We start from the raw sequence: 25,245 nt of genomic DNA on the forward strand, positions 1-25,245 counted from the left end.
CAACGCTTAGCCCTTGCTATTATTGCCTTAACGCAAATTAAAATTCAAAACCAAGGTTTATAAACCACTCGCTACTCTTTACTTCTGGACTATATGTATATTTTATTATAAGAGGACCCAGTAGGGTCTCTGCGCCATAACCTAAGGAGTATCCAGAATACTCTGGTGGAGGTAACCAGGACTTAGTACTATCAAAAAGGTCATACCCTACATTTGCAAAATTTGCAGAAACATTAATATGATTTTTGGGAAAAATCTCATAGTCTATATCAAATACAGCTTTTACATAACCGTCACCTAGTATGCTTAAATAATCATACCCCAAGAATGGGATAATATTATTTATTCTTTTTGCACCATATCCCCCTAGTGCAAAGTCTAGTGACCTATTATTTGTACCACCTAATTTAAATCCACCAGCGGCTTCAACTGTTGTCGTGATGCGATCTGAAAGACTTGCGGCATACATAAATCTTGCATTTGCAATACCAAACTCACTAAAATTATTATTATAGTCTGATGAAAATAAATAAACATCAAAATCTGCATCAAATAGCACTCCAGAGTTTGGGAAATACTTGTTATCAAGCGAGTCATATTTGAGTTGAGAATAAGCCCCACCCATATGACTTTTGTCAAAGATTACAGCGGTTTCTCCCTCTGTAGTAGGTAGTACAGTCTCTGTTTCTACATCAAGAAACTTATGCTGTACACCTATATTAAAAGAAAATTGTTTTGCCAGTATGGTTTGTAAATATATCCTATTTGATACATCTTGATAGCCTAGGTTAACGCGATTTATACCTTCGAGAGAAACCCCATCTGTGGCATCAAAAAGTTGGGCATTTACGCCTTTTTCAAAAGAGGTGTATGAAGACTTAAGACCCACGCTCCAGTAAAAACCTTTGTCTATATAGTAATCAAAATTATACCGAATGTTGTCACCTAGTATAAGATCAAAAGAGGCAACGTCATTTTTAAATAGAACTCTTTTTTTTGTAAAATTCACAAGGCCCGCAGTTCGATATAAATCATCATAATGTAACGCAAGGCGCAATGATTGTGTGCTTTTTGACTCTTGAAGCTCTAAGTGCAATACTTTTTCACCCGCTACATTTTGTAAGCGGTGGCCTATCTTTTCAAAATTTTCGGTTGCAGAGAGGTTATTTAATCCATTATAAAAATCTTCATAAGAAATTTTAACCGGTGGTGTGAGCTTAAGCTTCCCCAGTACGTAAGCACGTGTGTATTTTTCATTACCAGTAATACTAACGGTAGCAATTTGTATAGAATCTTTTATGGTGGGTGAAACACGCTTTCGCGAAAGCGGTTTTTGCCTCACCCCTATAGCTTGTAAAGTTTGAAACTGCTCCTTTGCCTTAGTCTCCCCAAGGTTTATTATCTCACGACCTTGATCAAAAGAGACCACAGAATAGTCATCTATGGCGGGTCTTATATAAACATCTGTGTCCTTCTTTTTCGTTTCCATCGCTTTTGCAGTGCGATAGTTATTAATCTGTAAGAGTACTTCTGTGGCAGATTTGAGGTGATCTCTACCTCGCAAGGTATCTTGTACATCTACTCCTATGATAATCTCCATCCCTTTATCACGTAACTCTTTTACCGGATAATTATTTACCACACCACCATCTATGAGGACTTTATCATCAAGCAATACAGGACTAAAAAGCGATGGTAAAGCCCCACTAGCACCTAGGGCCTCTGGTAGGTAACCTTCTTCTAAGACTACCTGTTCTCCATTTTCTACATCTGTAGCGATACACAAAAAGGGAATGGACAGCTTACTAAAATCTGTAAGGTCAGACACGTGATCAAGGTTCTTAACAAGAAGATTATAGGTGTTTTGTCCTTTACTAAGTGAGCTAGGTAGGGAGACCTTAAAATTGTCAAAAGGGAGGGTGATGGCATATCGCTCATCATCTTGACGCTCATAAGGAGTTTTTGCTCTACGAGGTAAATTATCCTGAATGATATTATCAAAATTTACCGCAGTGAAAATAGAATCTAGTTGTTGAGCAGTATAACCAGATGCATAAAGACCGCCTACGATGGCTCCCATACTTGTGCCGGCAATATAATCTATACGCACACCTGCATCTTCTATAGCTTTAAGAACACCTATGTGAGCAAGTCCTTTTGCACCACCACCGCTTAACACAAGACCTACTTTTACATCACCTTCTGGCACATCTTGCGCATAGATAGGTATGGCGAGTAGCGTTATTGCGATGAGGAGGAGTTTTCTCATTGTTTTACGTGATAGTGGTTATAGATAATTGTTGCTTTTGCTGGCCCTATCACCTCTGTAAGACTCTTTTTTGAAGCAGTTTTTACTTTTGAAACAGATCTATAATGTTTAAGTAAATCTACGATAGTTTTTTCACCTATACCTTTTATGGTATCTAGTTCTGTCCCTAGTGCAGCATTACTGCGCTGGTTGCGGTGAAAGGTAATACCAAAACGGTGAGCCTCGTTGCGTAAATGCTGTATGATTTTAAGGGTCTCACTTTTTTTATCAAGATATAGCGGGATGCTGTCACCAGGATAAAACAGTTCTTCAAGCCTCTTTGCTATACCTATAATTGCAATCTTACCACGCAGCCCTAAGTCATCTAGTGCCTTTACGCCGCTTGATAGTTGTCCTTTACCACCATCTACAATAATGAGTTGAGGTAGTGGTTCTCCTTCATTAAGCAAGCGTTTATATCTTCTAAATACGACCTCTTCCATACTTGCAAAATCATCTGGACCCTCGACAGTTTTTATATTAAACTTACGATAGTCACTTTTACTGGGTTTACCGTTTTTAAACACCACGCAGGCGGCAACGGGGTTTGTACCCTGTATGTTTGAGTTGTCAAAACACTCTATGTGTCTAGGCTCTTCACTAAGTCGTAGGTCTACTTTCATTTGTGCCATAATTCTATTAGTATGGCGATCTGGATCTACAATTTTAGTTTGTTTAAAACGCTCCATACGGTAGTATTTTGCGTTACGCTCAGAGAGTTCTAGTATGCGTTTTTTGTCTCCTAGCTTGGGCACAGTGATTTTAAATCTAGAGCCAAGATCTACCGGAAATGGCACATATATCTCTTTTGAGTTATGATCAAAACGTTGTTGTATTTCTATAATACCTAGCTCTAGCAGTTCTTTATCTGTTTCGTCTAGTTGTTTTTTGAGTTCTAAGGTGTGTGATTTTATAATAGCACCGTGGCTTATCTGTAAGAAGTTTACATAGCCGTAGCCTTCATCACTTATAATAGAAAAAACATCTACGTTACTTATTTTTGGATTTACAACGGTACTCTTAGACTGGTAGCCTTCTAGTATGTCAAGTTTTTCTTTAATGCGCTGTGCATCTTCAAACTCCATTGCTTCGGCGTGGGCTTTCATTTTTTCGCGAAAGCGAGCCAGAGAGTCCTTAAAATCTCCCTTCACAATCTGTCGTATGTGCTCTATATGCTCGTGATATTCTTGCTCTGACTGCTTGTTTTCGCAGGGCCCCTCGCAATTACCTAAGTGATATTCAAGACAAACCTTAAATTTACCAGCGTCTACTTTTTCTTTAGATAGGTCATAATTACAGGTGCGCAATTTGTAAAGATTTTTTATTAAATCTAGAAGTGTACGCACCGTTTTCATACTCGTGTATGGGCCAAAGTACTCACTACCATCCTTAATTAATCTACGCGTAGGGAACACCCTTGGGAAGCGCTCGTTTTTAATACAAATCCACGGGTAACTTTTATCATCTTTAAGCAAGACATTATACCGCGGCTGATACTCTTTTATAAGGCTATTTTCCAGAAGGAGCGCATCTGTTTCGGTCTCTACGACGATGTGTTTCATCTCGTAAATTTTTTTCACCATTGTGCGTATACGCCCGTTATCGTGTGTTTTGTTAAAATAAGATAACACACGTTTTTTGAGATTTTTTGCCTTACCTACGTATAGTAATTTTTCATTCTTATCGTAATATTGGTATATCCCCGGGCTGGTGGGGAGGGTCTTGAGTTGAAGTTCTATTGGAGCAGCAGGCATACCCAAAGATAGTATATGATTGGTATTACGCTTTCGCGAAAGCATAAAAAATCACGTTAAAATCTACTTAAAGAAAGCGCATATTTTATACCTTGCTATCATATGCCAAAACGTATAATAGGTCGCACAGACAAAGTAGACTTTCCAGAATTGGGACTTCAAGATATCGATGTAAAGGTTGATACGGGAGCTTATACCTCATCCATACACTGTCATAACATTGTGGAAGAGAAGGATAACCTTATTTGTACATTTTTTGGTAAAAAGCACCCTTTATACAATGGCCAAGTGATGACTTTTAGCGATTATGACATTGCTGCGGTGCGCAGTAGTAATGGAGAGATACAGTATCGTTATGAGGTGCAGAGCAAGATTACCGTATATGGAAAAACATATAAAATATCACTCACCCTAACCTCTAGGGAAGATATGCGATTTCCTGTACTTCTAGGTCGTAAGTTCCTTACCAATAAATTCATAGTAGACACCTCGCTTACAGATGTGTCTTATAACCTCAAAAAGAATGAATCTAAAAATTTTATCTCGTAACCCTAATTTATATAGTACGGCTAGGCTGCAAGAAGCTGGGCTCAAAAGAGGTCACAGTGTAGAGGTCATAGACCCTCTTAAGTGTGATCTTATTATAGAGAAGAAAAACCCTACGGTATTCTATAAAAATAGAACCCTTGAGACTGCAGATGCTGTCATACCACGGATAGGGGCGTCAATCACCTTTTATGGCACTGCCGTTGTGAGACAGTTTGAGATGATGAATACATTTACCACCACTACCTCACAGGCGCTTGTGCGCAGTAGGGACAAGCTGCGTAGCCTTCAGATCTTATCTAGATCTAAGCTAGGCTTACCTAAAACTGTTTTTACAAACTACTCTCGTGACGTAGGAGAGATGATTGCTCACGTAGGTGGAGCACCTCTCATTATAAAACTACTTGAGGGTACACAGGGGCTAGGTGTTGTTCTAGCAGAGACAAAAAATGCAGCAGAGTCTGTGATAGAAGCTTTTAATGGACTAGAAGCGCGCGTGATAGTGCAAGAGTATATCAAAGAAGCAAAGGGAGCAGATTTAAGAGCCTTTGTAGTAGACGGGCAGATAGTAGGCGCTATGAAGCGACAAGGAAAAGAAGGAGAGTTTAGATCAAACCTTCATCGCGGTGGTACTGCAGAGATTATAACCCTATCTGACGAAGAAGAAAATGCAGCCATCAAGGCGGCAAAAGCAATGGGACTAGGCGTAGCAGGTGTAGATATGCTACAAAGTGAGCGCGGGCCGCTTATACTTGAGGTAAACTCATCACCTGGTCTTGAAGGTATAGAGAAAGCAACTGGAAAAGATATAGCAAAGACTATCATACGTTATATAGAGCGTAGCATATAATTATCAAAACATTTGGCACACATAGATGAACATAATGTGCTCACCATACTAGGGGAGCAAATCTTACCAGGTAAGAGCGCAACAGTAAATTTTAATATTGCAAAATTATATACGGCCTCCTCTGTTGAGGTGCCTATCATTATAGAAAGGGCCGTACAGCCTGGCCCTGTCATATTAATTACATCCGGCATACACGGTGACGAGATAAATGGTGTAGAGATTGTAAGGCAGCTTATAGCAAAGAAGATAAACAAACCTAAAATAGGAACCATTATCTGTGTGCCAGTGGTCAATATTTTTGGTTTTTTAGATATGAAACGTGCCTTTCCAGATGGGAGAGACCTTAATAGGGTGTTTCCTGGTAATCCTAGAGGGTCACTGGCCAGTAGATTTGCCTACCAGTTTGTAAAGAAAATTTTACCCGTAGCAGATTTATGTCTAGACTTTCATACCGGAGGTGCCTCTCGTTTTAACGTTGCACAAGTTCGTATAGACCCGCTAGATGTAGACTCTATGAAGTATGCAACTATCTTTAATGCGCCATTTACATTACACTCCAAAGTAATTTCAAAATCATATAGAGCCACTTGTTCTAGAATGAATAAATCTACCATTCTCTTTGAGGGAGGTAAATCTAAAGTAAGCGATAAAGAAATTGCTCGACTAGGTGTTTTTGGTACAATGCGAGTACTTAATCATTTAGATATGCTTGATGATAAATTTACAGTACCAGAAGCACCAAAACCCTCAGTACTCGTAGAGAGCACTCGCTGGATGCGCGCACAATATTCAGGGTTACTACATACTAAAGTTTCTTGTGGTGAGCGCCTCACTGTAGGACAACATATCGCAACCATTACAGATCCTTATGGAAAATTTAGACACGTGGTGAAGGCAAAAAATGAGGGGTATGTAATTAATGTAAATGAGGCATCACTTGTGTATCAAGGTGATGCAATTTTTAATATCTCTAGAGAACATAATGAAGACCAAGATGAAGCAGGAGCTGAGGAAGAAGTATAAAAACCTTCGTAATGCCTTAACTCTAGAAAAGCTAGATGAACTAAGTCTTGAAATTGCAAATCAAGTATTGAGTCTTGATATATGGGAGCACGAGTTTTATCACATCTTCTTGCCTATAGAACGCTTACGCGAAATTAACACGGAGTTTCTTCTTTCGATTTTAGGAGGTAAAGACAAGAATATTGTACTCTCGTCATCAGATTTTAACGACAATACGATGAAGCATTATTTACTTACAGACAGCACAAAAATTGTTGTAAATAAGTATGGTATTCCAGAACCAGCTGGCGGTATTGAAATACCTGTAAAAAATATAGATGTTGTTTTTATACCTCTACTAGCTTATGATCAAGAAGGTAACAGAGTGGGCTACGGCAAGGGGTTTTATGATCGCTTTTTATCTCAATGTAAGAGTGATGTGGTAAAAGTAGGGCTTAGTTTTTTTGAGCCAGAAGAAGAGATAATTGTAAAAAACAGCCAAGACATTGCGCTAAATAGCTGTATTACACCGAAAAAGGTGTATCATTTTTAGGCTATTTTGATTTATTTGGTATATTCATAATCCCAAATCATATTTATGAATATAACTGCCTTTACAATGAAGAGAAGGAAAAATTCTCATACCCGCTCATCACCTATGGAAAAGTCTGATCAGTTTTCTATTGATAAATTTTACTATCAAGAAATTTCTGCATTAACAGAGGCTGGTGGCTGGAGTGTAGATTTTAAAAATAAAACCAGTCATTTTGACCATCAGGCACGTGTCATACTGGATGTCCCCAAAGATTACGTACCCACATTAAAGTCCGGCTATACATTTTATGCAGAAGAGCATCTAGATCGAGCAACAGAGTTCTTTTTTGGTTGTGCAGAAGGGAAACCATTCTCTACAGAAATAAAAATGCAAACTTATAATGGAGAGATTTTCTGGGCTATTGCAAAAGGAAAACCGCTTAGAGATGAATCTGGAGAGATTATAGGGATACGAGGAGTTTTTAGAAAAATAGATGAACAAAAGAAAAGAGAGCAACAACTGGAGCAATCTCTTAAGCTCATAGAAGCTCATAACTCTAGGCTCTATGACTTTGCACATATTATATCTCATAACTTAAGGTCACAGGTGAGCAATTTACAAATGTCATCCGCCTTAATGGATAGATCTACTCTTACAGAAGATCAAATAGAGCTAGTAAATAACTTTGAAAAAATAGGCAATAGCCTAGACGTTACACTTCAGCATCTTAATAAGATTGTAAGTGTTCATAATATCTCAAATACGAAATTAGAACCTGTCGTTATAAAAGACGTTTATGACCGTGTAGTCGCTGGCCTTAGCCAAGATATTAGAGCGAGTAGGGCGGTTATGTATACAGAATTTTCTGAAGTAGAAGAGGTGATGTACATAGAAGCTTATCTAGAAAGTATATTACAAAACTTGATAACTAATGCGTTGCGATACAAACATCCAGACCGTGACCCAGAAATAACTGTCTTTACCTATGAAGAAAATGGCAAGAAATACCTTATGGTACGAGATAATGGTTTAGGTATAGATCTAGAGAAGCACGGTAAAGATCTTTTTAAACTATATAAAACCTTTCACGGTAATAAAAATGCTTTAGGCTTAGGACTTTTTCTAACACATAATGAAGTCCAAGCAATGGGCGGAGACATTACTGTAGAAAGCAAAGTAGATAAAGGTTCAAAATTTATTGTTACATTACAGTAGATTTAAGTTAATTCCCCCAATCATATATGAATTACCCCATAAAACTAGCTTGTCTCATAGATGACGATGATATGTACGTGAGCCTACTTACCAAGCTCATAGACATACGTAAACTCGCAGAAGAAATACTTGTATTTAAAAACGGTGAAGAGGCGTTAAATCACTTCGTAAGCAGCTTTAAAGATCCTCAAGGACAGCCTGTCCCGCAAATAATTTTACTAGACCTCAATATGCCTATAATGGATGGATGGGGATTTCTTGAAGAATTGAGCAAGCACGACTTTCCAGCACTTAACAACTGTACACTGTATATTGTGAGTAGCTCTATAAACCCTGTAGATATAGAACGCTCTAAGCACTTTAACCTCGTAAAAGACTTTATTGTAAAACCTATAGGCCCTAAAGAGCTAGTAGAAATATTTTCAGAAGCACCTACTGTGCCGTAGTTACTTTTTCCTCTTGAGGAAACACGCGCTTGTTAAATACAAGTAGGATACCTACGCCCGTACTTATCGCCATATCTGCAATATTAAATATGGCATTAAAAAATGTAAAGGTTTTACCTCCTAAAAAAGGAACCCATTCTGGCCACATAGCATCTTGTATAAAAGGGAAGTAGAGCATATCTACCACTTTTCCAAAGAGAGGGTCTGCATACCCACCACCTTCTGGCATAAAGGTCGCAATCTGGCTAGGCGTGCTCGCGCTAAAAATAGATCCGTAAATAAGAGAATCTATAATATTACCTATAGCACCAGCAAAGACGAGTGACAGTGCGATAACCAGTAATTTTGGCGCATTGTTTTTTACAGACTTATATAAGTAATAGCCTATCACTGGAGCTATAATAAGTCTAAAGAGTGAGAGCGTGATTTTACCATATTTACCTGGTAGCTCTACGCCCCAGGCAGCTCCTTGATTTTCTACAAAGAAAATCTGAAACCAGTCTAGACCAAAAACCTGTATACTCTCACGTAGGTAAAAATTAGTTTTAATATATACCTTAAGTACTTGATCTACTAGAAGTATCAAGAACACAATAAGAGCAACTTTTTTTAAAGACATAATATAGTTTTGAAACGTGACAAAAATAGGGTATTCACAACGATTTTACTACCGTCACATCACCGTGTATACTTTTGATTGCGAGTAGTGGGCCTTCTGCTTGAGTAGGGGGGATATCAATCTTTCCATTTCTAGATTGTGCGGTCACATTCACCAGATTACTGGAGATATAAATACTCCCAGATATGGTGTTTATTTTTCCGCTTTCGCGAAAGCGGAATTCTTCCCCCTTAAAATGCCCGCGACCTAGATCTATGCGTACTTGGCCAAGCTTTCCATAGGTATCTACACTAGCCAAAGTTGAGTAAATAGAAACATCTAAACCTCTGGGAATAATAATCTCAAGCTCAATAGCCATTACCTTATGGGCAGCTAGTTTATCATTATAAGGGATGTAATCTGGAGTCTTTCCTGTAGTGATTTTAAGTACGCCATCGTTCGTGGAAGTATTAAGCATCGTACTTGCAAAGGTCTCCCCATCTATAATGGTCGCTACTGTAATCTCTCTTACCTCTCCTGTAGTAATCTTAATTTTAAAAATCTCATTACTATGTATATACAACTCCTTTATAGCTGTTGCATCATAAGTTTGTGAAAGTCGTTTTTGAGCATATAAACTCATCGTGACTAGCATAAATAATATGGACAAACGTAAACTCAAATACTAAAAGGGATTTATAAAAAAAGCGCTCATAAGAACGCTTTTTTAATTATAGAAGTATAACAACTATTATGACTGCATATTCTTTGCCTCAATGCTTAATGTAGCGTGAGGAACTAACTTTAAACGTTCTGGGTTGATAAGCTTCCCAGTCACACGGCATATACCGTATGTCTTGTTATTAATACGAGTAATCGCATTTTTAAGATCACGTATAAATTTCTCTTGACGTATAGCAAGTGCACTGTTTGCCTCTTTACTCATCGTGGCGCTACCTTCGTCAAAAGATTTAAACTGCGGTGACGTGTCATCTGTACCGTTGTTACCATCGTTGAGGTAAGCACTTTTGATAAGCTCGAGATCGTGTTGTGCTTTTTCGATCTTCTTTTCTATTAATTCTCTAAACTCAGCGAGCTGTGCATCGCCAAATCTTTCTTGTGTGTCGTTTGCCATAACTAGTGTTTTGAAATGGTTAAAAATGTTTTTATATCGTCAAAAGCAATCTCTAGCCCTTCACTTACTGTAGGTACAATTTCTAGAGTATCTGCTAGTGTTTCTGCTTTAATATAGTCTGCATTTGCAGCTACCGTTTGAGCAATTGCCGGCTCATCTTGTAACTGTATGTGTATGCGATCTGTCACTTCAAATCCAGAATCCTTACGCAGGTTCTGAATACGGTTAACCAATTCTCGTGCCACGCCTTCTTTTTTAAGGTCATCGCTTATCGTTACATCTAGTGCAACAGTTACTCCAGCGTTGCTCGCAACTAGCCAGCCTTCAATATCTTGTGATGTTATCTCAACGTCACCTGCCTGCAAAATAGTATTTTCCCCATTAATTTCAACGGTTAATTCTCCATCTTGCTCAATTTTTGCGATATCCTCAGCTTGTAAAGAATTTATCTTGCTGGCAACCAGCTTCATGTCTTTTCCAAAACGAGGTCCTAATACCTTAAAATTAGGCTTAATTTGCTTTACTAAGATCCCAGAATCATCAGAAATGAGCTCAATTTCCTTGACGTTTACCTCAGATTTAATCAAATCTGCTACGGCTAGGATCTCATTTTTGTCATTTTCATTAAGCACAGGGATCATAATACGCTGTAAAGGTTGGCGTACTTTGATCTTCTCTTTTGCTCTTAATGAGAGTGTTAGTGAGCTTACTATCTGTGCCTTTTGCATTTTGTGCTCAAGCGCAGTGTCTATATAAGCGGCATCGCTCACAGGGAATTCTGCGAGGTGTATACTCTCAAAATTTTCTTTTCCAGTAGCAGCGTTGAGGTCTTTATAGAGTTTTTCCATAAAGAATGGTGCTACGGGAGCACTAAGCTTTGCTACCGTCTCAAGACAGGTATATAATGTTTGGTATGCAGAGATTTTATCGGTAGCATATTCACCTTTCCAGAAACGTCTTCTACTTAATCGTACAAACCAGTTAGATAAGTTTTCTTGTACAAAAGTGTCTATCGCCCTTGTTGCTTTGGTAGGCTCATATTCCGCATAAAACTTATCTACTGTTGCTATAAGACTGTGAAGTTCTGATAGTATCCATCTGTCTATTTCTGGACGTTGAGCAAGTTCTATTTCCGCTTCCGCGAAAGCGAAATTATCAAGATTTGCATACAGCGCAAAGAAGTTATACGTGTTGTAAAGCGTTCCAAAGAACTTACGTTTTACCTCTTCTATTCCTTCCAAATCAAACTTGAGGTTATCCCAAGGGTTTGCGTTAGAAATCATATACCAGCGCGTTGCATCTGGCCCGTATTTTTCTAAGGTCTCAAAAGGATCTGTTGCATTACCAAGACGCTTAGACATCTTCTGCCCATTCTTGTCAAGTACAAGTCCGTTAGAAACTACATTTTTATAGGCAACATCGTCAAAGATCATCGTTGCAATCGCGTGTAGTGTATAAAACCATCCACGAGTTTGGTCTACACCTTCGGCTATAAAATCTGCTTTACGCCAAGTGTCTTCTACGAGTTCTTTATTTTCAAAAGGGTAGTGCCATTGTGCATACGGCATAGATCCAGAGTCAAACCATACATCTATAAGGTCTGCTTCACGCGTCATAGGCTGCCCGCTGTCTGATACTAGGGTGATTTTATCTACAATGTTTTTATGGAGATCTACAAGCTCATAATTCTCCTCACTCATATCGCCCACTTTAAACCCTTCAAAAGGATCTGTGTCCATCACACCTTTGTCAAGTGCTTTTTGGATTTCGGCTTTAAGTTCGGCTATAGAGCCTATGAGTATTTCTTCTTTTCCATCTTCGGTACGCCATATAGGAAGCGGTATTCCCCAGAAACGGCTACGTGATAAGTTCCAGTCGTTTGCATTTGCAAGCCAGTTTCCAAAGCGTCCTTCTCCTGTAGACTTAGGTTTCCAGTTTACGCCAAGGTTAAGCTCGTGCATACGATCTTTAAAATCGGTCACTTTTATAAACCAAGAATCGAGCGGGTAGTAAAGTACCGGCTTATCTGTACGCCAGCAATGTGGGTAACTGTGTACGTACTTCTCTACCTTAAAGGCTTTGTTTTCTTCTTTTAAGCGTATCGCAAGTTCCACGTCCATAGAACGTTCTGGAGCCTCACCATCTGCATAATATTCATTCTTGATATACTTATTTCCAAACTCTTTGAGCTCAGGGCGAAATTTCCCCTGAAGATCCACAAGTGGCACAAGGTTACCATCTTCATTTTTAATAAGAAGCGGTGGAATTTCTGGTGAAGCTAGTTTTGCAACCAAAGCATCATCTGCACCAAAAGTAGGTGCCGTGTGTACGATACCCGTACCATCCTCTGTCGTTACAAAGTCTCCTGCTATTACACGGAAAGCATCTTGAGGATTATCATTAGGCTGTACAAAGTCAAATAGTTGCTCGTAGCGAAGTTCAAGAAGGTCTGCTCCTTTAAATTCTCTAGCTACGAAGTATGGTATTTTTTTATCTCCAGCATTGTATGTGTCCAGTACTTCTTTCGCGGAAGCGGAAATAAATTTCTTGTCAAACTGCTTAGAGATTAAATTCTTTGCAAGGATAACCTTTACTGGCTCAAATGTGTACTGGTTAAATGTCTCAACGAGTACATAATCTATCTTTTTCCCAACGGTAAGTGCCGTGTTTGAAGGTAGTGTCCAAGGAGTCGTCGTCCAGGCGATAAAGTAGGTGTTCCCGTCTGCAAGTTCTTTTGCAAGTGGGTTTTCACCTTGATCTGTGATTTTAAATTGTGCAACCACCGTAGTATCTGTGACATCGCGGTAACAGCCAGGCTGGTTAAGTTCGTGAGAGCTTAATCCCGTTCCCGCCTTAGGAGAATACGGCTGGATGGTGTACCCTTTGTATAGTAAATCTTTGTTATAGATTTGCTTAAGTAGCCACCATACGGTTTCCATATACTTAGCCTTGTAGGTGATGTATGGATCTTCCATATCTACCCAGTAGCCCATTTTTTCTGTAAGGTCGTTCCAGATATCTGTGTAGCGCATCACGGCTTTTTTACAAGCCTCGTTATACTCCTCTACAGTGATTTTTGTGCCGATATCCTCTTTGGTAATACCAAGTTCTTTTTCAACACCAAGTTCTACAGGAAGTCCGTGTGTATCCCATCCCGCTTTACGCTTTACCTGAAAGCCTTTCATCGTTTTATAACGAGGAAAAATATCTTTAATCGCACGCGCTAGTACGTGGTGTACACCCGGTAGTCCGTTTGCCGAAGGTGGTCCTTCAAAAAACACATACGGTTTTGCTCCTTCTCGAGAAGTAACCGACTTCTCAAAAACGTCATTTTCTTTCCAGTAGGCAAGTACCTCGCTAGCGATGTTAGGAAGGTCTAATCCTTTATATTCAGTGAACTTAGCGCTCATTTTGTAGTCTTTAAATGTTGTGCGCGAATTTACGGGATTTTTAGGCAATAAAGAAGTGCCTCGAGATGATAACATCTTGAGGCACTTCGAGTATAATAAATTTATATATGATAAGGTGATTTACACGTGTTTCCCTACTTCAAAACCGTGTTTCCCGAGGTATTGATTTCCAGACTCTATGGCATCTTCCTCTAGGGTAGTTCCCATCGAGTCGTTCCAGCGGTTAAGGTATCCAAAGAGTGAAATCACTCCCAGCATTTCTACAATCTCACCTTCATCCCAGTATTTGTATAATTCTTCCTTGATTTTTGCATCTACGGCATTCGGTACTTGGCTTGCTGCTAGAGAGAAATCTAGCGCAGCACGCTCAGCATCAGAAAAGGCATCGTGTGTGCGATACTCCCAGATGTTATCTAGTTGCTCTTGCTCTGCTCCATAACGCTCTGCAGCACGTATAGCGTGCGCCTGGCAGTAACGACATCCAGTTGCATTACTAGACACCCAAGCAATCATACGTTTTAAGGCAGAAGTTACTCGGCCTTGGTTTGCCATCACGGCTTTGTTGAGATTTATAAATGCACGTGAGATATCTGGACGACGCTGCATTGTAAGTACCGAGTTGGGACAAAAGCCTAGTGTCTCATTAAAAAATAGTGCAAGTTCTTTGGTTGTTTCGTCGTGCTCGGCAGAGAGTGGTGTTACTAATGGCATCGTATATATTTTAAATTAATGTTCTTATTTACGCTTTCGCGAAAGCAATATAGGCATTTTATCTACCAATTTTGTACCTTCATTTTTTAAGAAAATCAAACATAAAATGGCTGGACATACAGTAACTACAATCTATAAACAAGGAATGCAATTTGAGACAGATAGCCCTACAGGTTATAAAGTACTCATAGATACTTCTCCAGAAAATGGAGGTAATAACGACGGGATGGGTCCTAAGGCAATGATGCTTTCTGGTCTTGCGGGATGTACTGGTCTTGATGTGGTATTTGTACTCAACAAGATGAGGGTAGATGTACCTAAATTTAAAATGGTCGTAAAAGGAGAACTTACAGAGGAGCACCCTAAAACATATCACACCGTATGGCTAGATTATCACTTTTATGGTGATGACTTGAATGAAGAAAAAATCCAAAAAGCAGTAACACTCTCTGAAGAGCAATACTGCGGAGTAATGGAAATGTTTAGAAAATTCTGTAAGCTAGAAATAGCAGTTCACTACCACCCAGAAGCAGCCTTAGAAACTAGCAACTCATAACCAGCAAGTAATGAGAAAACTGCTACTCTTACTCTGCGCGCTACCTACCATTGCAATCGCCCAAGATTCACAAGCTTTTACACGTGATAAAGAATTTTATGTGCGTGGTAACACAGCTGTAATAGGCAATAATATCTTGAGTAAAAACACCGAAAAGCCTTTTAATGACTTAGAAAAGGTGAACGATGAGTTTAAGATGAAGTATGTAGACATAGATAATGATGCCAGTACCTGGAGCTCTAGTAGCGCATATCTTAATCTCAAGAAAGATGTTAAGATTGTTTATGCTGGTTTGCACTGGTCTGGCACCTATAATGGCGAGCGCAGTGGCAAACGTATGAAAGATGGTAGGGTCTATCATAAAATGCTTGATGAGCGTGCTCACGACATACAAGAAGTGTTACTAAAATTACCTAACGGAGCTTATCAACGCGTGCGTGGTTCACTAGTGTATGATGGAGAAAATGCAACTAATGTTTCTGTAAAATCTAGAGCACCGTATGCGTGTGTGGCAGATGTAACAGAACAAATGCAGGCTTTTGTAGATGGGGAGATTACAGTCGCAAATGTAAGTGCCACTCAAGGTGAAATAATAGGAGGAAGCTCTGCTGGATGGTTACTATACGTGGTGTATGAAGACGATAGTGAGCCACTACAATATATCACCACGTTTAATGGACTTGAGTTTGTAAATAAAAAAGCCGTAGAAATTGATTTTGGAAATTTTCAATCCTCAGAAAATGGTGAGCTAGAGACTGCTGTAACTATAGGAGCACTCGAGGGTGATGGTAACTTAGGTCGTGATGAGATAAGTATTTTTGACCCTCAAACTAAAATATTTGTCACACTAGATAATGAGGTGAGAGCTTCTAGCAACTTCTTTAACAGTACGATTACTATAAACGACAAGCGGTTTACAAAAAGAGTGCCTAGTAGTCTTAATACGTTAGGCTTTGACCTTGCAAAAATTAAAATCCCTACAGCTCAAAATAAGATTATTGCAAATAGCACGGGTGGTGTAAAAATGAAATTTAAAACACGCTCAGATCGTTTCTTTTTATTTTTTACCGCTTTCCAAACCACCATAAGTGAGCGCTATTATAATGAGAAGCGTGTAGGATCGCCTACCTCAGAGACTGCTACCGTTGCTCCTGTAAAAGAACCGGTTGTACCTAAGCCTAAAAAAGTTATTGTAAATCAAAAAGTAGCAATTGCAGTGCCAGATGTTACCGTAAAAGAAGACAAAAAATATCAAGCACCAGCGGTGGTAAATAAAGACCTAGCCGCTTTATTAGAAAAGCCGTCAATTACTATAGAAGGTATAGCACCGGGGTATTACATTATTACAAACGCATTTTCTAACGCTGCAAATGCAGAGCGGTGGATGGAAACGTTACAAGAAAAAGATCTACAGCCACAAATGTTTTACCGCCCAGATAATAAGCTCTTTTATGTATTTACAGAGGCGGGTAAGGATGCGGTATCTCTGTACGATAAACTTAAAACGATTAAACAAATACCAGGTTTAGAAAAAACGTGGATGCTTAAAACGAATCTTAATTAATGCGCTGGACTTTAAAACCAAAACCAGAGGCACAAAAAGTAGCAAAACTAGCACAAGAGCTGGGAGTAGAAGCTCCTATTGCAACACTCCTTATTCAGCGAGATATTGACACGTTTGAGAAAGCAAAAAACTTTTTTAGACCCTCACTAGATGCTTTGCACGATCCATTCTTGATGAAAGATATGGATAAAGCTGTAGCACGTATCGAGCAGGCAATAGCTCAAGGCGAAAACATCCTAGTATTTGGTGATTATGATGTAGATGGTACCACGAGTGTTGCCTTAATGAGTTCTTATCTCGATACCATTCACCCGCAGGTGGCAACTTATATTCCAGATCGCTATGCAGAGGGTTATGGTGTTTCTTATATGGGTATAGACTTTGCGGCAGATAATGATATGACACTCATTATCGCTTTAGATTGTGGTGTAAAAGCGATTGAGAAAGTCGCTTATGCAAAAGAAAAAGGAATTGACTTTATTATTTGTGATCACCACAGACCCGGTAATCAGCTGCCAGATGCTGTTGCTATTTTAGACCCAAAAAGAGAAGATTGCTCGTATCCTTATGATGAGTTATGTGGTTGTGGTGTAGGTTTTAAACTTATAAGTGCAATAGCGCTTTTGCGAAAGCAAAATTTTGAAGAACTTCTTCCTTACCTAGATCTTGTTGCTACCGCAATAGGCGCAGATATAGTACCTATCACAGGAGAAAACAGAATACTTGCCTATCACGGGCTTAATGTGATAAACCAAGTACCTCGAGCCGGATTTGAAGCCATAATCAAGCAAGTCAAAAAGGAAACCCTTACCATCACAGATGTTGTTTTTATCATAGGCCCACGTATAAATGCCGCGGGAAGGATGGTGCACGGTAATCACGCGGTGAGCTTATTACGAGAGACAGATCTAGAGACAGCAACCAAGTTTGCATCTGAGATAGAGCAATATAACTCCGACCGAAAGGAAGCAGATAAGAGTATTACTCAGCAAGCCTTAGATCAAATTATAGAGAATAAAGAGGAGGGAAATAAAACCACCGTTGTTTTTCAAGAAGACTGGCATAAAGGGGTGATAGGGATTGTGGCTTCTAGACTTATTGAAACATATTACAGGCCTACCCTTGTTTTTACAAGAAGTGGTGATAAGTATGCAGCCTCTGCGAGATCTGTAAAAGGTTTTGATGTATATAACGCCCTACACGAGTGTGCAGAGCATATAGAGCAGTTTGGTGGACATAAATATGCCGCAGGACTCACTTTGTTACCAGAGCAATATGAGGCTTTTAAAGCAAAGTTTGAGGAGGTGGTTGCCGCTAGTTGTGATGAGCGCTTGCTAGTGCCAGAGATTTCTATAGATAGTGAGATAAACCTCGCAGATATTACGCCTAAGTTTCACCGTATTATAAAGCAGTTTGCACCGTTTGGGCCACGTAATATGTCACCTACGTTTATGACTAAAAACTTGACAGATACTGGTTATGGTAAAAAAGTAGGGGCAGATCAAACACATCTTAAAGCGGCTGTTGTTCAAAACAGCAGAGGTTCACAGATAGGGTGTATAGGTTTTAATCTAGGCGATAAGTATGATTTAATTACAAATAAAAAGCCATTTATGGCAGCCTACGCCATAGATGAAAATGAGTGGAATGGTAATGTAAGCCTCCAGCTTAGACTAAAAGATATTAAGTAATATCTAGGCCTTTCCTTATGATAATTTATTTCTTGAGAAACTCCTCGAGTTTAAAGCCATTCTCATCATACACTCCATAAGTGTAGTGTGCAATCCAGTCACCTATGTTGTAATAGGTGCTGTTTTCTCCCACCTGTATGGTCATAGGTAAGTGACGGTGCCCAAAAACAAAATAATCATAGTGAGCAGTCTCAAGTTTGCGCTTTGCATAAGCTGCAAGCCACTCGTTTTCTTCTCCGAGAAACACGTGATCATCATCACCAGAGATCAGCTTGTTTTTTACAGACATATACTGAGCAATTTTCATCCCAATATCTGGATGTCCCCAGCGAAATAACCACTGAAAAAACTTACCACGGAAGACTTTCTTCATACGCTTATAGCCCTTATCTCCAGGACCTAAGCCGTCTCCGTGACCTAAAAAGAACTTCTTATCATCTATGGTAAACACCTTAGGGTCGTGATATACGGGAATGCCCAGCTCTTCTTCAAAATAGCCGTTCATCCATAGATCGTGATTCCCTACAAAAAAATAAATCTCAATGCCCTCATCACGCATTTCGGCAAGTTTGCCTAGTGTGCGCACAAAACCTTTAGGCACTACCGTTTTATACTCAAACCAAAAGTCAAAAAGATCACCCATTAAGAAAATAGCCTGTGCATCCTTACGAGCCATCTCTAGCCACTGCAAGAATATGCGCTCTCGCGGTCTACTTTCCTCCATAGTGGGAGCGCCCAAGTGGTTATCACTTGAGAAGTATATTTTCTTTCCTTTTGGGAGGTTAATAGTCATTTAGAGTTGATCTGCCGCGTGCCACTCTGCGTAGCTTGTTGCTGTTTCAGAAAGGCGTAGTGAGTGTAATTTTATTGTATCTGGTAAAAATGATTGAATCTTTGCAGCAAAGTCTATCACCATCATTTCACTCGTAGGCTGGTAATCTACAAGTAGTACATCGTGACCACGATCAGATAGTTCTTTTGCAAGCTCTACGTGCGGTGTGTTTTTATTAAAAACGGTAGCGTGATCAAAAACGTTTACAATCTCTCTGTTTACAATTTTCTTTAAATCACCAAAGTCGATAACCATTCCCAGCTTTGCGTTGCCCATATCTGTAATAGGCTCTCCTATTACGGTAACGCTAAGTTTGTAACTGTGCCCGTGTACATTCTTGCACTTGCCGTCATAGCCATAAAGCGCGTGTCCTGTCTCAAAGGTAAACTGTTTTGTAATTCTAATTTTTGACATACTGTATTATTGGTTTTCGCTTTCGCGAAAATTGAAACCTATACGACTTAACGTCTGTTTCTAAATTTGTTGTACAAAACTACGATAATCAATACAAGTCCCAAGATGAGGAACAAACCGTTACCGCTTAAAAAGCTCATAATGTCCATACTATTTCTATTTTAGTTTATTAATAACCAACCACTTTACGCACACGATCAATAACTCCATTTGCAACCTTGGTCGCTTTTTCTGCTCCTACTTTTAATGCAGCATCTATCTCGTTGAGGTTATCCATATAGTACGCATACTTCTCGCGTTGTGCAGCATACTTCTCTATGATTACTTCATATACAGCTTGCTTTGCGTGACCGTAGCCAAAATCTGTACGTTTATAATTTTCGCGTAAGCGGTCTACTTGTTCTGGAGTTGCTAGTAATTTATAAAGGTTAAACACATTACAGCCCTCAGTTTCCATAGGTTCCTCCATAGGAGTGCTGTCTGTTTTTATCCCCATAATTTGCTTACGTAGCTTCTTGTCTGGCAAAAAGATATCTATAATATTTCCTTTAGACTTAGACATCTTTGCGCCGTCTGTGCCTGGTATATACATTGTCTCCTCATTGTGACTTGCTTCTGGCAGTACAAAAACTTCTGTTTTTGTAGCTGCGTGAAAACGGCTTGCCACGTCGCGCGTCATCTCAATATGCTGCGCTTGATCTTTACCCACGGGTACAACCTCTGCATCATACAGCAAGATATCTGCCGCCATAAGCATAGGGTAGGTAAATAAACCTGCGTTTACATCTTCTAGACGGTCTGCTTTATCCTTAAAACTGTGAGCAAGTGTAAGTCGCTGGTACGGGAAGAAACAGCTCAAATACCAAGTAAGCTCTGCCGTTTGTGGTACGTCACTCTGTCTGTAAAAAACCGTTTTATTAATGTCAAGACCAAAGGCCAGCCACGTAGCTGCTGTACTGTAGGTGTTGTGACGTAGCTGTGCTCCATCTTTTATTTGCGTGAGCGAGTGCATATCTGCAATAAAGAGAAAAGACTCATTTGCAGGGTTATTTGCCATCTCAATCGCTGGTATAATAGCTCCTAGTAAATTTCCTAAGTGTGGTGTGCCTGTACTTTGCACTCCGGTAAGTATTCTTGACATAAAATTTAAGTAAAAAGCAAAGTTAACTTTTTCTGTTCATTGCATAGGGTGAATTACCTATTTTTGGAAGAATGCACATATTAAGAAAAATAGCGGTCGCACTTTGGAAAGTATGGTTTTACTTTTTGATGCTCGTGGTCATTCTCATATTATCTCCATTACTTATTATAAGTATCCTTAAGGAGACTTGGTATGGTATGTTTTTTAGACTTGCTCAAATATGGGCACGCACAATTATGCTGCTTATGGGATTATTTCCAAAAGTGACTCGTGAAGAAAAGTTTGTACGTGGCAAAGGATATATGCTGGTGAGTAACCACACCTCTATGATGGATATCTTGCTTATGTTGCACCTTGCAAAAAGTCCTTTTGTATTTGTGGGGAAAGCAGAGCTTGCAAAGCTCCCGCTTTTTGGGTTTTTCTATAAACGTACGTGTATTCTTGTAGATAGAGGTAATGCGCGTAGCCGCAAGCAGGTTTTTGATCAAGCACAGCGCAGGCTCAGTCAGGGGTTTAGTATCTGTATTTTTCCAGAAGGTGGCGTGCCAGATGATACTTCTATCGTGCTAGATACTTTTAAGGACGGTGCTTTTAGACTTGCTATAGATCATAAGCTGCCTATTGTTCCTATGACGTTTTATGACAATAAAAAGAGATTTCCTTATTCATTTTTTGAAGGTGAGCCTGGTGTGATGCGTGCAAAAGTACATTCATTTATACCTACAGAAGGAATGACTCAAGACGATAAAAAGCCGCTTAGAGAACAAACTAGAGCCATTATTCTAGAAGAATTGAAAGGGGATTAAGTACGCTTTCGCGAAAGCGTAATAACCACCATAAAAAATAAAAGGCTCCGTAACCAGCGGAGCCTTTTTTGTTACCACTGCAAGCGCAATGATTACCTAACCAACTAAAAAACTAACCTAATACCAAGTAAACTACACTTGGCATAGCATCTTACTAGAACTTATAACGTACACCCGTGTATACCCCTAAGTAATACGGCTGAAAGTCTACCACTGTATTATCAAAACTGTTGAGTTGATACTTAAGTGACGGTTCTATATTAAATATGACCTTATCTGTCATTTTATAATCTAATCCTACCCCTATGTTTGTAGTAAAGCTTACGTCATTTACTCCGCTTGCTGTACCTAGGTTGGTACTAAACTCGTTTGATGAAAGAATTACCTCGTTATTATTAAGAAATAATGTACTTACACCTCCCACTAGTGATACCCCCACGCGTTTATCTGAGATCACATAAACTGCTTCAAGAGGTACTTCGAGGTAACTTAGTTGCTGTTGTAATGACCCATTTGCAGTGACTCCAATGTTTGGAATAGCGCCCTCTGCATTAAAATTATTTTGAGTCGTACTATTGTCTGCAATGGCAATAGTTTTTGCATTATCTGCATAATTTACTCCTCTAAGTGCACGCCCCAAGCTATTAGTAGAAAATGAAATATCATTTGTGTTATAACTAAGATCTACATTGTTTACACCAGTACGTATTTTTAATTTAGGACTGATGGCATAACTTACTTGTACTCCATAACTCAGATTTACATCACCAGATTTATCATTATCTGCAAATTGCTTATCAAGCCCAGACCCTCCAAAATCTCCATAATATACAGGCGCTGCTACAGCGCCTACATCCCATCTTGAGTTATTTGTGTTTTCTTCTTCTAGCGCAACTGTGTTTTCTTCTTTGTTAAGTTCAATTTGTTTTGCTTCTTCTACGAGATCTTTCTCTTTTGTGGCAACCGTTTCATTTGCTGCAACTGCAGTAGGCTTATCTTCTTTTCCTATTGTTGTTTTTTGATCTTTTGTTACTTGATTTGTGGTAGTTGCCTTCTTTTCTGTAGAAGATGTAGTCGTATTATTTACATCGCTGTATGCAATAAGTCCATTTGATTCATTACTAAGGGGCGATGTATTAATTTTAGAATTACTTCTAGATGTCTTACCACTCTTTAATCCACTAGCGGTACTAGTAGTAGTTATGTTGCTCTTTGATTGAGAATTTCTTTGAGATGAGTTGGTCGCAGCGATAACCTGCTCGTTGCTAGTAATCGTTGTTTGATCTGATGTTTGTTGTTCTCTAGTATCTATTGAATTTTTTACTACAGATTGATTTGTTTCAGATTGTGTGGTGATTGTATCTTGATTTACAAGAGGAGTCGCCTCAGTAGAATCTGAAGGGAGTAATAATGTGCCAAGTCCAAAAAGTAATACGAGTCCTGCGGCAATACCACCCACTTTCCACCATAGAGGTATAACTCTGCGGTTGTCTTTCTTTTGATTTTTGACAATATCTGCCCATACACGCTCGCTAGGGTGTGCTTCAAAGTTTTTGAACTTTTCTTGAAAAAGTCTGTCTATGTTCTTCTTCTCCTTCATTACTATAGGTGAGATTTACTCTGCAAGCTATGCAGACTCGTCTCAATTTTTTCTTTTAATATCATTCTAGCACGCGCAAGGTTTGACTTTGAGGTGCCTTGAGAAATAGTAAGCAATTCTGATATTTCTCTATGTGAATAACCGTCCATTACATAAAGGTTAAAAACCATTCTATAACGATCTGGTAACTCTTGTATAATACTAAGTAAGTAATCTAGTGGGATAGCATCTTCTTCTACCTCAACTTCTACCTCTTTAATATTTTCTTCATTTACAAGACTATAAACTCCTGGTTTGCGATACCGCTGTAACGCTGTGTTTATCACAACCCTTTTTAACCAGCCCTCAAAAGAACCTTTATTTTTATACTGAGTGATTTTATCAAAAATAGTTATAAACGCATCCTGCAGAATATCTTCTGCTTCGGTGTAATTAGGAGCATATTTGAGACAAACAGAAAAGAGTACACTCGCATAGCGCTTGTATAAATCGGCCTGTGCCTTAGGTTGCTTCTTTTTACAGTTTTTTATGAGTTGGTCTTGACTCAACTGTTGTTGGTTTTGTTTATGTTCTCATAAATATAAGAACAGATATCTTTTTAAAGGGTTCTTTCTTCCACTTTGTGATACCGTAAAATCACGTCTATTCGTATAACAGGGGTTTTATATTCTAGTTTGCAATTTATAGATGCAAAAAAGGTGCAAAGGTTGCGTGGTAATAAAAAAAACCTCCTGAGCAGGAGGTTTTTATATAAAATATGAGTGGGCAAATTATTCGTTGCTAGCTTTTATAGCAGCGTGTATTTTTGTCTCTAGCTCTTCCATAAGATCTGGGTTGTCTAGTAGTAGTGCTTTTACAGCATCTCTACCTTGCCCAAGCTTAGTGTCTTGATAGCTAAACCAAGAACCAGCTTTTTTTATAATCTCATAGTTCACACCTATATCTATAATCTCTCCTACTTTAGAAACTCCTTCTCCATACATAATATCAAATTCTGCCATACGGAAAGGTGGAGCGACTTTATTTTTTACAATCTTAACGCGGGTTTTGTTACCCATTACGTTTGCATTGCTGTCTTTTATTTGTGTAGAACGACGTATATCTAAACGTACAGACGCATAAAATTTAAGCGCGTTACCACCCGTAGTAGTCTCTGGGTTTCCAAACATAACTCCTATCTTCTCACGAAGCTGGTTAATAAAGATAACCGTACAATTAGTCTTGCTTATAGATCCCGTAAGTTTACGTAGTGCCTGTGACATTAATCTCGCGTGAAGCCCCATTTTTGAGTCTCCCATCTCACCTTCTATCTCGCTTTTTGGAGTAAGTGCCGCTACAGAGTCAATTACTACGATATCAATAGCGCCAGAGCGTATCAAATTATCTGCAATCTCTAGAGCTTGCTCTCCATTATCTGGTTGTGAGATAATAAGGTTATCTATATCTACATCTAGTTTTTCTGCATAAAAACGATCAAAGGCGTGCTCTGCATCAATAAATGCTGCAATACCTCCAGCCTTTTGCGCCTCTGCAATGGCGTGTAGTGTTAATGTTGTTTTACCAGAAGATTCTGGACCATAAATCTCAATAACACGACCGCGAGGATATCCTCCTACGCCCAGCGCTACATCAAGACCCAAAGATCCTGTAGGTATAGACTCAACATCTACTATGGCTTGGTCACCCATTTTCATTACGGCACCCTTACCATAAGTTTTATCTAGTTTATCAAGGGTGAGTTTTAGGGCTTTTAGTTTTGCATCTTTTTCGCTGCTCATATCTTCTTTTTTGTCTTGTAAAAATAACTTTTAAAAGAGGTTTTGGCAAGGTACGCTTTCGCGAAAGCGTAATAGTTCTCAACATTATCTCTTAATTAATATACTTATATAAATGAAGTATATATGAAGTCTGTATGGCGAAGATACTAAAATTTGGAATCTTTACTAATTTAAAAAGGAATTAATCCAATCTCGTGTAGAATAAATAGGTTTTTAATTAAAAAAGAGAAGTAAATGTCTAGCAGCTAGTGTGTAATGTAATTTTTTCTTTATACACGCAACCATTTGGAATTCTTACGTCTTTACTATGAAGTAGTATTGAAAGTTGAATTATTAACCCGTTTAAAACAATA

At 38.9% G+C, this 25,245-nt stretch carries 23 protein-coding genes; 10 read left to right on the forward strand and 13 right to left on the reverse strand.

Annotated features, from left to right (window positions below):
- Nucleotides 1-37: 37 nt before the first annotated feature.
- Both ABVM49_RS04860 and uvrC read right to left on the reverse strand, forming a co-directional pair.
- The gene (locus ABVM49_RS04860) at nt 38-2,269 is read right to left on the reverse strand and encodes a patatin-like phospholipase family protein (RefSeq protein WP_405203267.1); all 2,232 of its coding nucleotides are present in this window, start codon (nt 2,267-2,269) and stop codon (nt 38-40) included.
- Nucleotides 2,266-4,062, reverse strand: a complete 1,797-nt coding sequence (gene uvrC / locus ABVM49_RS04865) for an excinuclease ABC subunit UvrC (protein WP_380031713.1) — start codon at nt 4,060-4,062, stop codon at nt 2,266-2,268. The genes ABVM49_RS04860 and uvrC overlap by 4 nt, the downstream gene beginning before the upstream one ends.
- Before the next feature lie 102 nt (nt 4,063-4,164).
- Here uvrC and ABVM49_RS04870 point away from each other — a divergent pair, with 102 nt between their 5' ends.
- The 6 genes from ABVM49_RS04870 to ABVM49_RS04895 are packed head-to-tail and all read left to right on the forward strand — an operon-like array spanning nt 4,165 to nt 8,656.
- Nucleotides 4,165-4,611: an ATP-dependent zinc protease gene (locus ABVM49_RS04870; protein ID WP_405203268.1), complete on the forward strand. Its 447-nt coding sequence runs from the start codon at nt 4,165-4,167 to the stop codon at nt 4,609-4,611.
- The gene (gene rimK / locus ABVM49_RS04875; RefSeq protein ID WP_038598070.1) at nt 4,586-5,458 is read left to right on the forward strand and encodes a 30S ribosomal protein S6--L-glutamate ligase; all 873 of its coding nucleotides are present in this window, start codon (nt 4,586-4,588) and stop codon (nt 5,456-5,458) included. The genes ABVM49_RS04870 and rimK overlap by 26 nt, the downstream gene beginning before the upstream one ends.
- Nucleotides 5,459-5,470: 12 nt before the next feature.
- Nucleotides 5,471-6,481: a succinylglutamate desuccinylase/aspartoacylase family protein gene (locus ABVM49_RS04880; protein WP_035326119.1), complete on the forward strand. Its 1,011-nt coding sequence runs from the start codon at nt 5,471-5,473 to the stop codon at nt 6,479-6,481.
- Nucleotides 6,453-7,013 carry a 5-formyltetrahydrofolate cyclo-ligase gene (locus tag ABVM49_RS04885; protein WP_405203269.1) on the forward strand — a complete coding sequence of 187 codons (561 nt, stop codon included), beginning with the start codon at nt 6,453-6,455 and terminating at the stop codon, nt 7,011-7,013. The genes ABVM49_RS04880 and ABVM49_RS04885 overlap by 29 nt, the downstream gene beginning before the upstream one ends.
- A gap of 45 nt (nt 7,014-7,058) precedes the next feature.
- Nucleotides 7,059-8,210 (forward strand): ATP-binding protein, encoded by a 1,152-nt coding sequence (locus ABVM49_RS04890; protein WP_405203270.1) that lies wholly within the window; start codon nt 7,059-7,061, stop codon nt 8,208-8,210.
- Between the two features lie 26 nt (nt 8,211-8,236).
- The gene (locus ABVM49_RS04895; protein ID WP_405203271.1) at nt 8,237-8,656 is read left to right on the forward strand and encodes a response regulator; all 420 of its coding nucleotides are present in this window, start codon (nt 8,237-8,239) and stop codon (nt 8,654-8,656) included.
- Here ABVM49_RS04895 and ABVM49_RS04900 read toward each other — a convergent pair.
- From ABVM49_RS04900 to ABVM49_RS04920, 5 genes are all read right to left on the reverse strand, one after another.
- Nucleotides 8,643-9,275 carry a lipoprotein signal peptidase gene (locus tag ABVM49_RS04900; RefSeq protein ID WP_405203272.1) on the reverse strand — a complete coding sequence of 211 codons (633 nt, stop codon included), beginning with the start codon at nt 9,273-9,275 and terminating at the stop codon, nt 8,643-8,645. The two genes, ABVM49_RS04895 and ABVM49_RS04900, sit on opposite strands and share 14 nt — an antisense overlap.
- Nucleotides 9,276-9,309: 34 nt before the next feature.
- Nucleotides 9,310-9,936: a hypothetical protein gene (locus tag ABVM49_RS04905; protein ID WP_405203273.1), complete on the reverse strand. Its 627-nt coding sequence runs from the start codon at nt 9,934-9,936 to the stop codon at nt 9,310-9,312.
- 69 nt (nt 9,937-10,005) lie between these two features.
- On the reverse strand, nt 10,006-10,389 hold the full coding sequence (locus ABVM49_RS04910) for a TraR/DksA C4-type zinc finger protein (protein ID WP_035326112.1): 384 nt from the start codon (nt 10,387-10,389) through the stop codon (nt 10,006-10,008).
- 2 nt (nt 10,390-10,391) lie between these two features.
- Nucleotides 10,392-13,799: an isoleucine--tRNA ligase gene (gene ileS / locus ABVM49_RS04915; RefSeq protein WP_405203274.1), complete on the reverse strand. Its 3,408-nt coding sequence runs from the start codon at nt 13,797-13,799 to the stop codon at nt 10,392-10,394.
- 120 nt (nt 13,800-13,919) lie between these two features.
- Entirely contained in the window at nt 13,920-14,510 is a 591-nt protein-coding gene (locus ABVM49_RS04920) for a carboxymuconolactone decarboxylase family protein (RefSeq protein WP_375251878.1), read from the reverse strand.
- A gap of 106 nt (nt 14,511-14,616) precedes the next feature.
- Here ABVM49_RS04920 and ABVM49_RS04925 point away from each other — a divergent pair, with 106 nt between their 5' ends.
- From ABVM49_RS04925 to recJ, 3 genes are read left to right on the forward strand one after another with little or no spacing between them, the layout of a single operon-like run.
- Complete coding sequence (locus ABVM49_RS04925; protein WP_035326110.1) at nt 14,617-15,066, forward strand: OsmC family protein; 450 nt, start codon at nt 14,617-14,619, stop codon at nt 15,064-15,066.
- A 10-nt stretch (nt 15,067-15,076) separates the two neighbouring features.
- On the forward strand, nt 15,077-16,630 hold the full coding sequence (locus ABVM49_RS04930) for an SPOR domain-containing protein (protein ID WP_405203276.1): 1,554 nt from the start codon (nt 15,077-15,079) through the stop codon (nt 16,628-16,630).
- The gene (gene recJ, locus ABVM49_RS04935; RefSeq protein WP_405203277.1) at nt 16,630-18,321 is read left to right on the forward strand and encodes a single-stranded-DNA-specific exonuclease RecJ; all 1,692 of its coding nucleotides are present in this window, start codon (nt 16,630-16,632) and stop codon (nt 18,319-18,321) included. Before ABVM49_RS04930 ends, recJ begins: the two co-directional genes overlap by 1 nt.
- A 25-nt stretch (nt 18,322-18,346) precedes the next feature.
- On the opposite strand, the gene ABVM49_RS04940 is transcribed toward recJ, so the two are convergent.
- From ABVM49_RS04940 to trpS, 3 genes are all read right to left on the reverse strand, one after another.
- Nucleotides 18,347-19,108, reverse strand: coding sequence for a UDP-2,3-diacylglucosamine diphosphatase (locus tag ABVM49_RS04940; RefSeq protein ID WP_405203656.1), 762 nt, complete (start codon nt 19,106-19,108; stop codon nt 18,347-18,349).
- A gap of 6 nt (nt 19,109-19,114) precedes the next feature.
- On the reverse strand, nt 19,115-19,567 hold the full coding sequence (locus tag ABVM49_RS04945) for a 6-carboxytetrahydropterin synthase (protein WP_035326104.1): 453 nt from the start codon (nt 19,565-19,567) through the stop codon (nt 19,115-19,117).
- 169 nt (nt 19,568-19,736) lie between these two features.
- Entirely contained in the window at nt 19,737-20,708 is a 972-nt protein-coding gene (gene trpS, locus ABVM49_RS04950; RefSeq protein WP_298349587.1) for a tryptophan--tRNA ligase, read from the reverse strand.
- Nucleotides 20,709-20,779: 71 nt separating this feature from the next.
- Between trpS and ABVM49_RS04955 the strand changes: the two genes are divergently transcribed.
- Nucleotides 20,780-21,514 carry a 1-acyl-sn-glycerol-3-phosphate acyltransferase gene (locus tag ABVM49_RS04955; RefSeq protein ID WP_035326102.1) on the forward strand — a complete coding sequence of 245 codons (735 nt, stop codon included), beginning with the start codon at nt 20,780-20,782 and terminating at the stop codon, nt 21,512-21,514.
- A 154-nt stretch (nt 21,515-21,668) separates the two neighbouring features.
- On the opposite strand, the gene ABVM49_RS04960 is transcribed toward ABVM49_RS04955, so the two are convergent.
- From ABVM49_RS04960 to recA, 3 genes are all read right to left on the reverse strand, one after another.
- Nucleotides 21,669-23,114, reverse strand: coding sequence for a hypothetical protein (locus ABVM49_RS04960; protein WP_405203278.1), 1,446 nt, complete (start codon nt 23,112-23,114; stop codon nt 21,669-21,671).
- A gap of 2 nt (nt 23,115-23,116) precedes the next feature.
- Nucleotides 23,117-23,662 carry an RNA polymerase sigma factor gene (locus tag ABVM49_RS04965; RefSeq protein WP_375252220.1) on the reverse strand — a complete coding sequence of 182 codons (546 nt, stop codon included), beginning with the start codon at nt 23,660-23,662 and terminating at the stop codon, nt 23,117-23,119.
- Between the two features lie 222 nt (nt 23,663-23,884).
- Nucleotides 23,885-24,892: a recombinase RecA gene (recA, locus tag ABVM49_RS04970; RefSeq protein ID WP_035326099.1), complete on the reverse strand. Its 1,008-nt coding sequence runs from the start codon at nt 24,890-24,892 to the stop codon at nt 23,885-23,887.
- Between the last annotated feature and the right edge of the window lie 353 nt (nt 24,893-25,245).

The sequence above is a fragment of the Dokdonia sp. LLG6352-1 genome (assembly GCF_045055815.1).
GTDB lineage: Bacteria > Bacteroidota > Bacteroidia > Flavobacteriales > Flavobacteriaceae > Dokdonia > Dokdonia donghaensis.

Coding starts and splice junctions, on each gene's coding strand:
- ABVM49_RS04910 (WP_035326112.1), bottom strand. CDS start 10,389: ATGGCAAACGACACACAAGAAAGATTTGGCGATGCACAGCTCGCTGAG.
- ABVM49_RS04885 (WP_405203269.1), top strand. CDS start 6,453: ATGAAGCAGGAGCTGAGGAAGAAGTATAAAAACCTTCGTAATGCCTTA.
- ABVM49_RS04920 (WP_375251878.1), bottom strand. CDS start 14,510: ATGCCATTAGTAACACCACTCTCTGCCGAGCACGACGAAACAACCAAA.
- uvrC (WP_380031713.1), bottom strand. CDS start 4,062: ATGCCTGCTGCTCCAATAGAACTTCAACTCAAGACCCTCCCCACCAGC.
- rimK (WP_038598070.1), top strand. CDS start 4,586: ATGAATCTAAAAATTTTATCTCGTAACCCTAATTTATATAGTACGGCT.
- ABVM49_RS04925 (WP_035326110.1), top strand. CDS start 14,617: ATGGCTGGACATACAGTAACTACAATCTATAAACAAGGAATGCAATTT.
- ABVM49_RS04955 (WP_035326102.1), top strand. CDS start 20,780: ATGCACATATTAAGAAAAATAGCGGTCGCACTTTGGAAAGTATGGTTT.
- ileS (WP_405203274.1), bottom strand. CDS start 13,799: ATGAGCGCTAAGTTCACTGAATATAAAGGATTAGACCTTCCTAACATC.
- recA (WP_035326099.1), bottom strand. CDS start 24,892: ATGAGCAGCGAAAAAGATGCAAAACTAAAAGCCCTAAAACTCACCCTT.
- trpS (WP_298349587.1), bottom strand. CDS start 20,708: ATGTCAAGAATACTTACCGGAGTGCAAAGTACAGGCACACCACACTTA.
- recJ (WP_405203277.1), top strand. CDS start 16,630: ATGCGCTGGACTTTAAAACCAAAACCAGAGGCACAAAAAGTAGCAAAA.
- ABVM49_RS04860 (WP_405203267.1), bottom strand. CDS start 2,269: ATGAGAAAACTCCTCCTCATCGCAATAACGCTACTCGCCATACCTATC.
- ABVM49_RS04960 (WP_405203278.1), bottom strand. CDS start 23,114: ATGAAGGAGAAGAAGAACATAGACAGACTTTTTCAAGAAAAGTTCAAA.
- ABVM49_RS04870 (WP_405203268.1), top strand. CDS start 4,165: ATGCCAAAACGTATAATAGGTCGCACAGACAAAGTAGACTTTCCAGAA.
- ABVM49_RS04930 (WP_405203276.1), top strand. CDS start 15,077: ATGAGAAAACTGCTACTCTTACTCTGCGCGCTACCTACCATTGCAATC.
- ABVM49_RS04945 (WP_035326104.1), bottom strand. CDS start 19,567: ATGTCAAAAATTAGAATTACAAAACAGTTTACCTTTGAGACAGGACAC.
- ABVM49_RS04890 (WP_405203270.1), top strand. CDS start 7,059: ATGAATATAACTGCCTTTACAATGAAGAGAAGGAAAAATTCTCATACC.
- ABVM49_RS04895 (WP_405203271.1), top strand. CDS start 8,237: ATGAATTACCCCATAAAACTAGCTTGTCTCATAGATGACGATGATATG.
- ABVM49_RS04900 (WP_405203272.1), bottom strand. CDS start 9,275: ATGTCTTTAAAAAAAGTTGCTCTTATTGTGTTCTTGATACTTCTAGTA.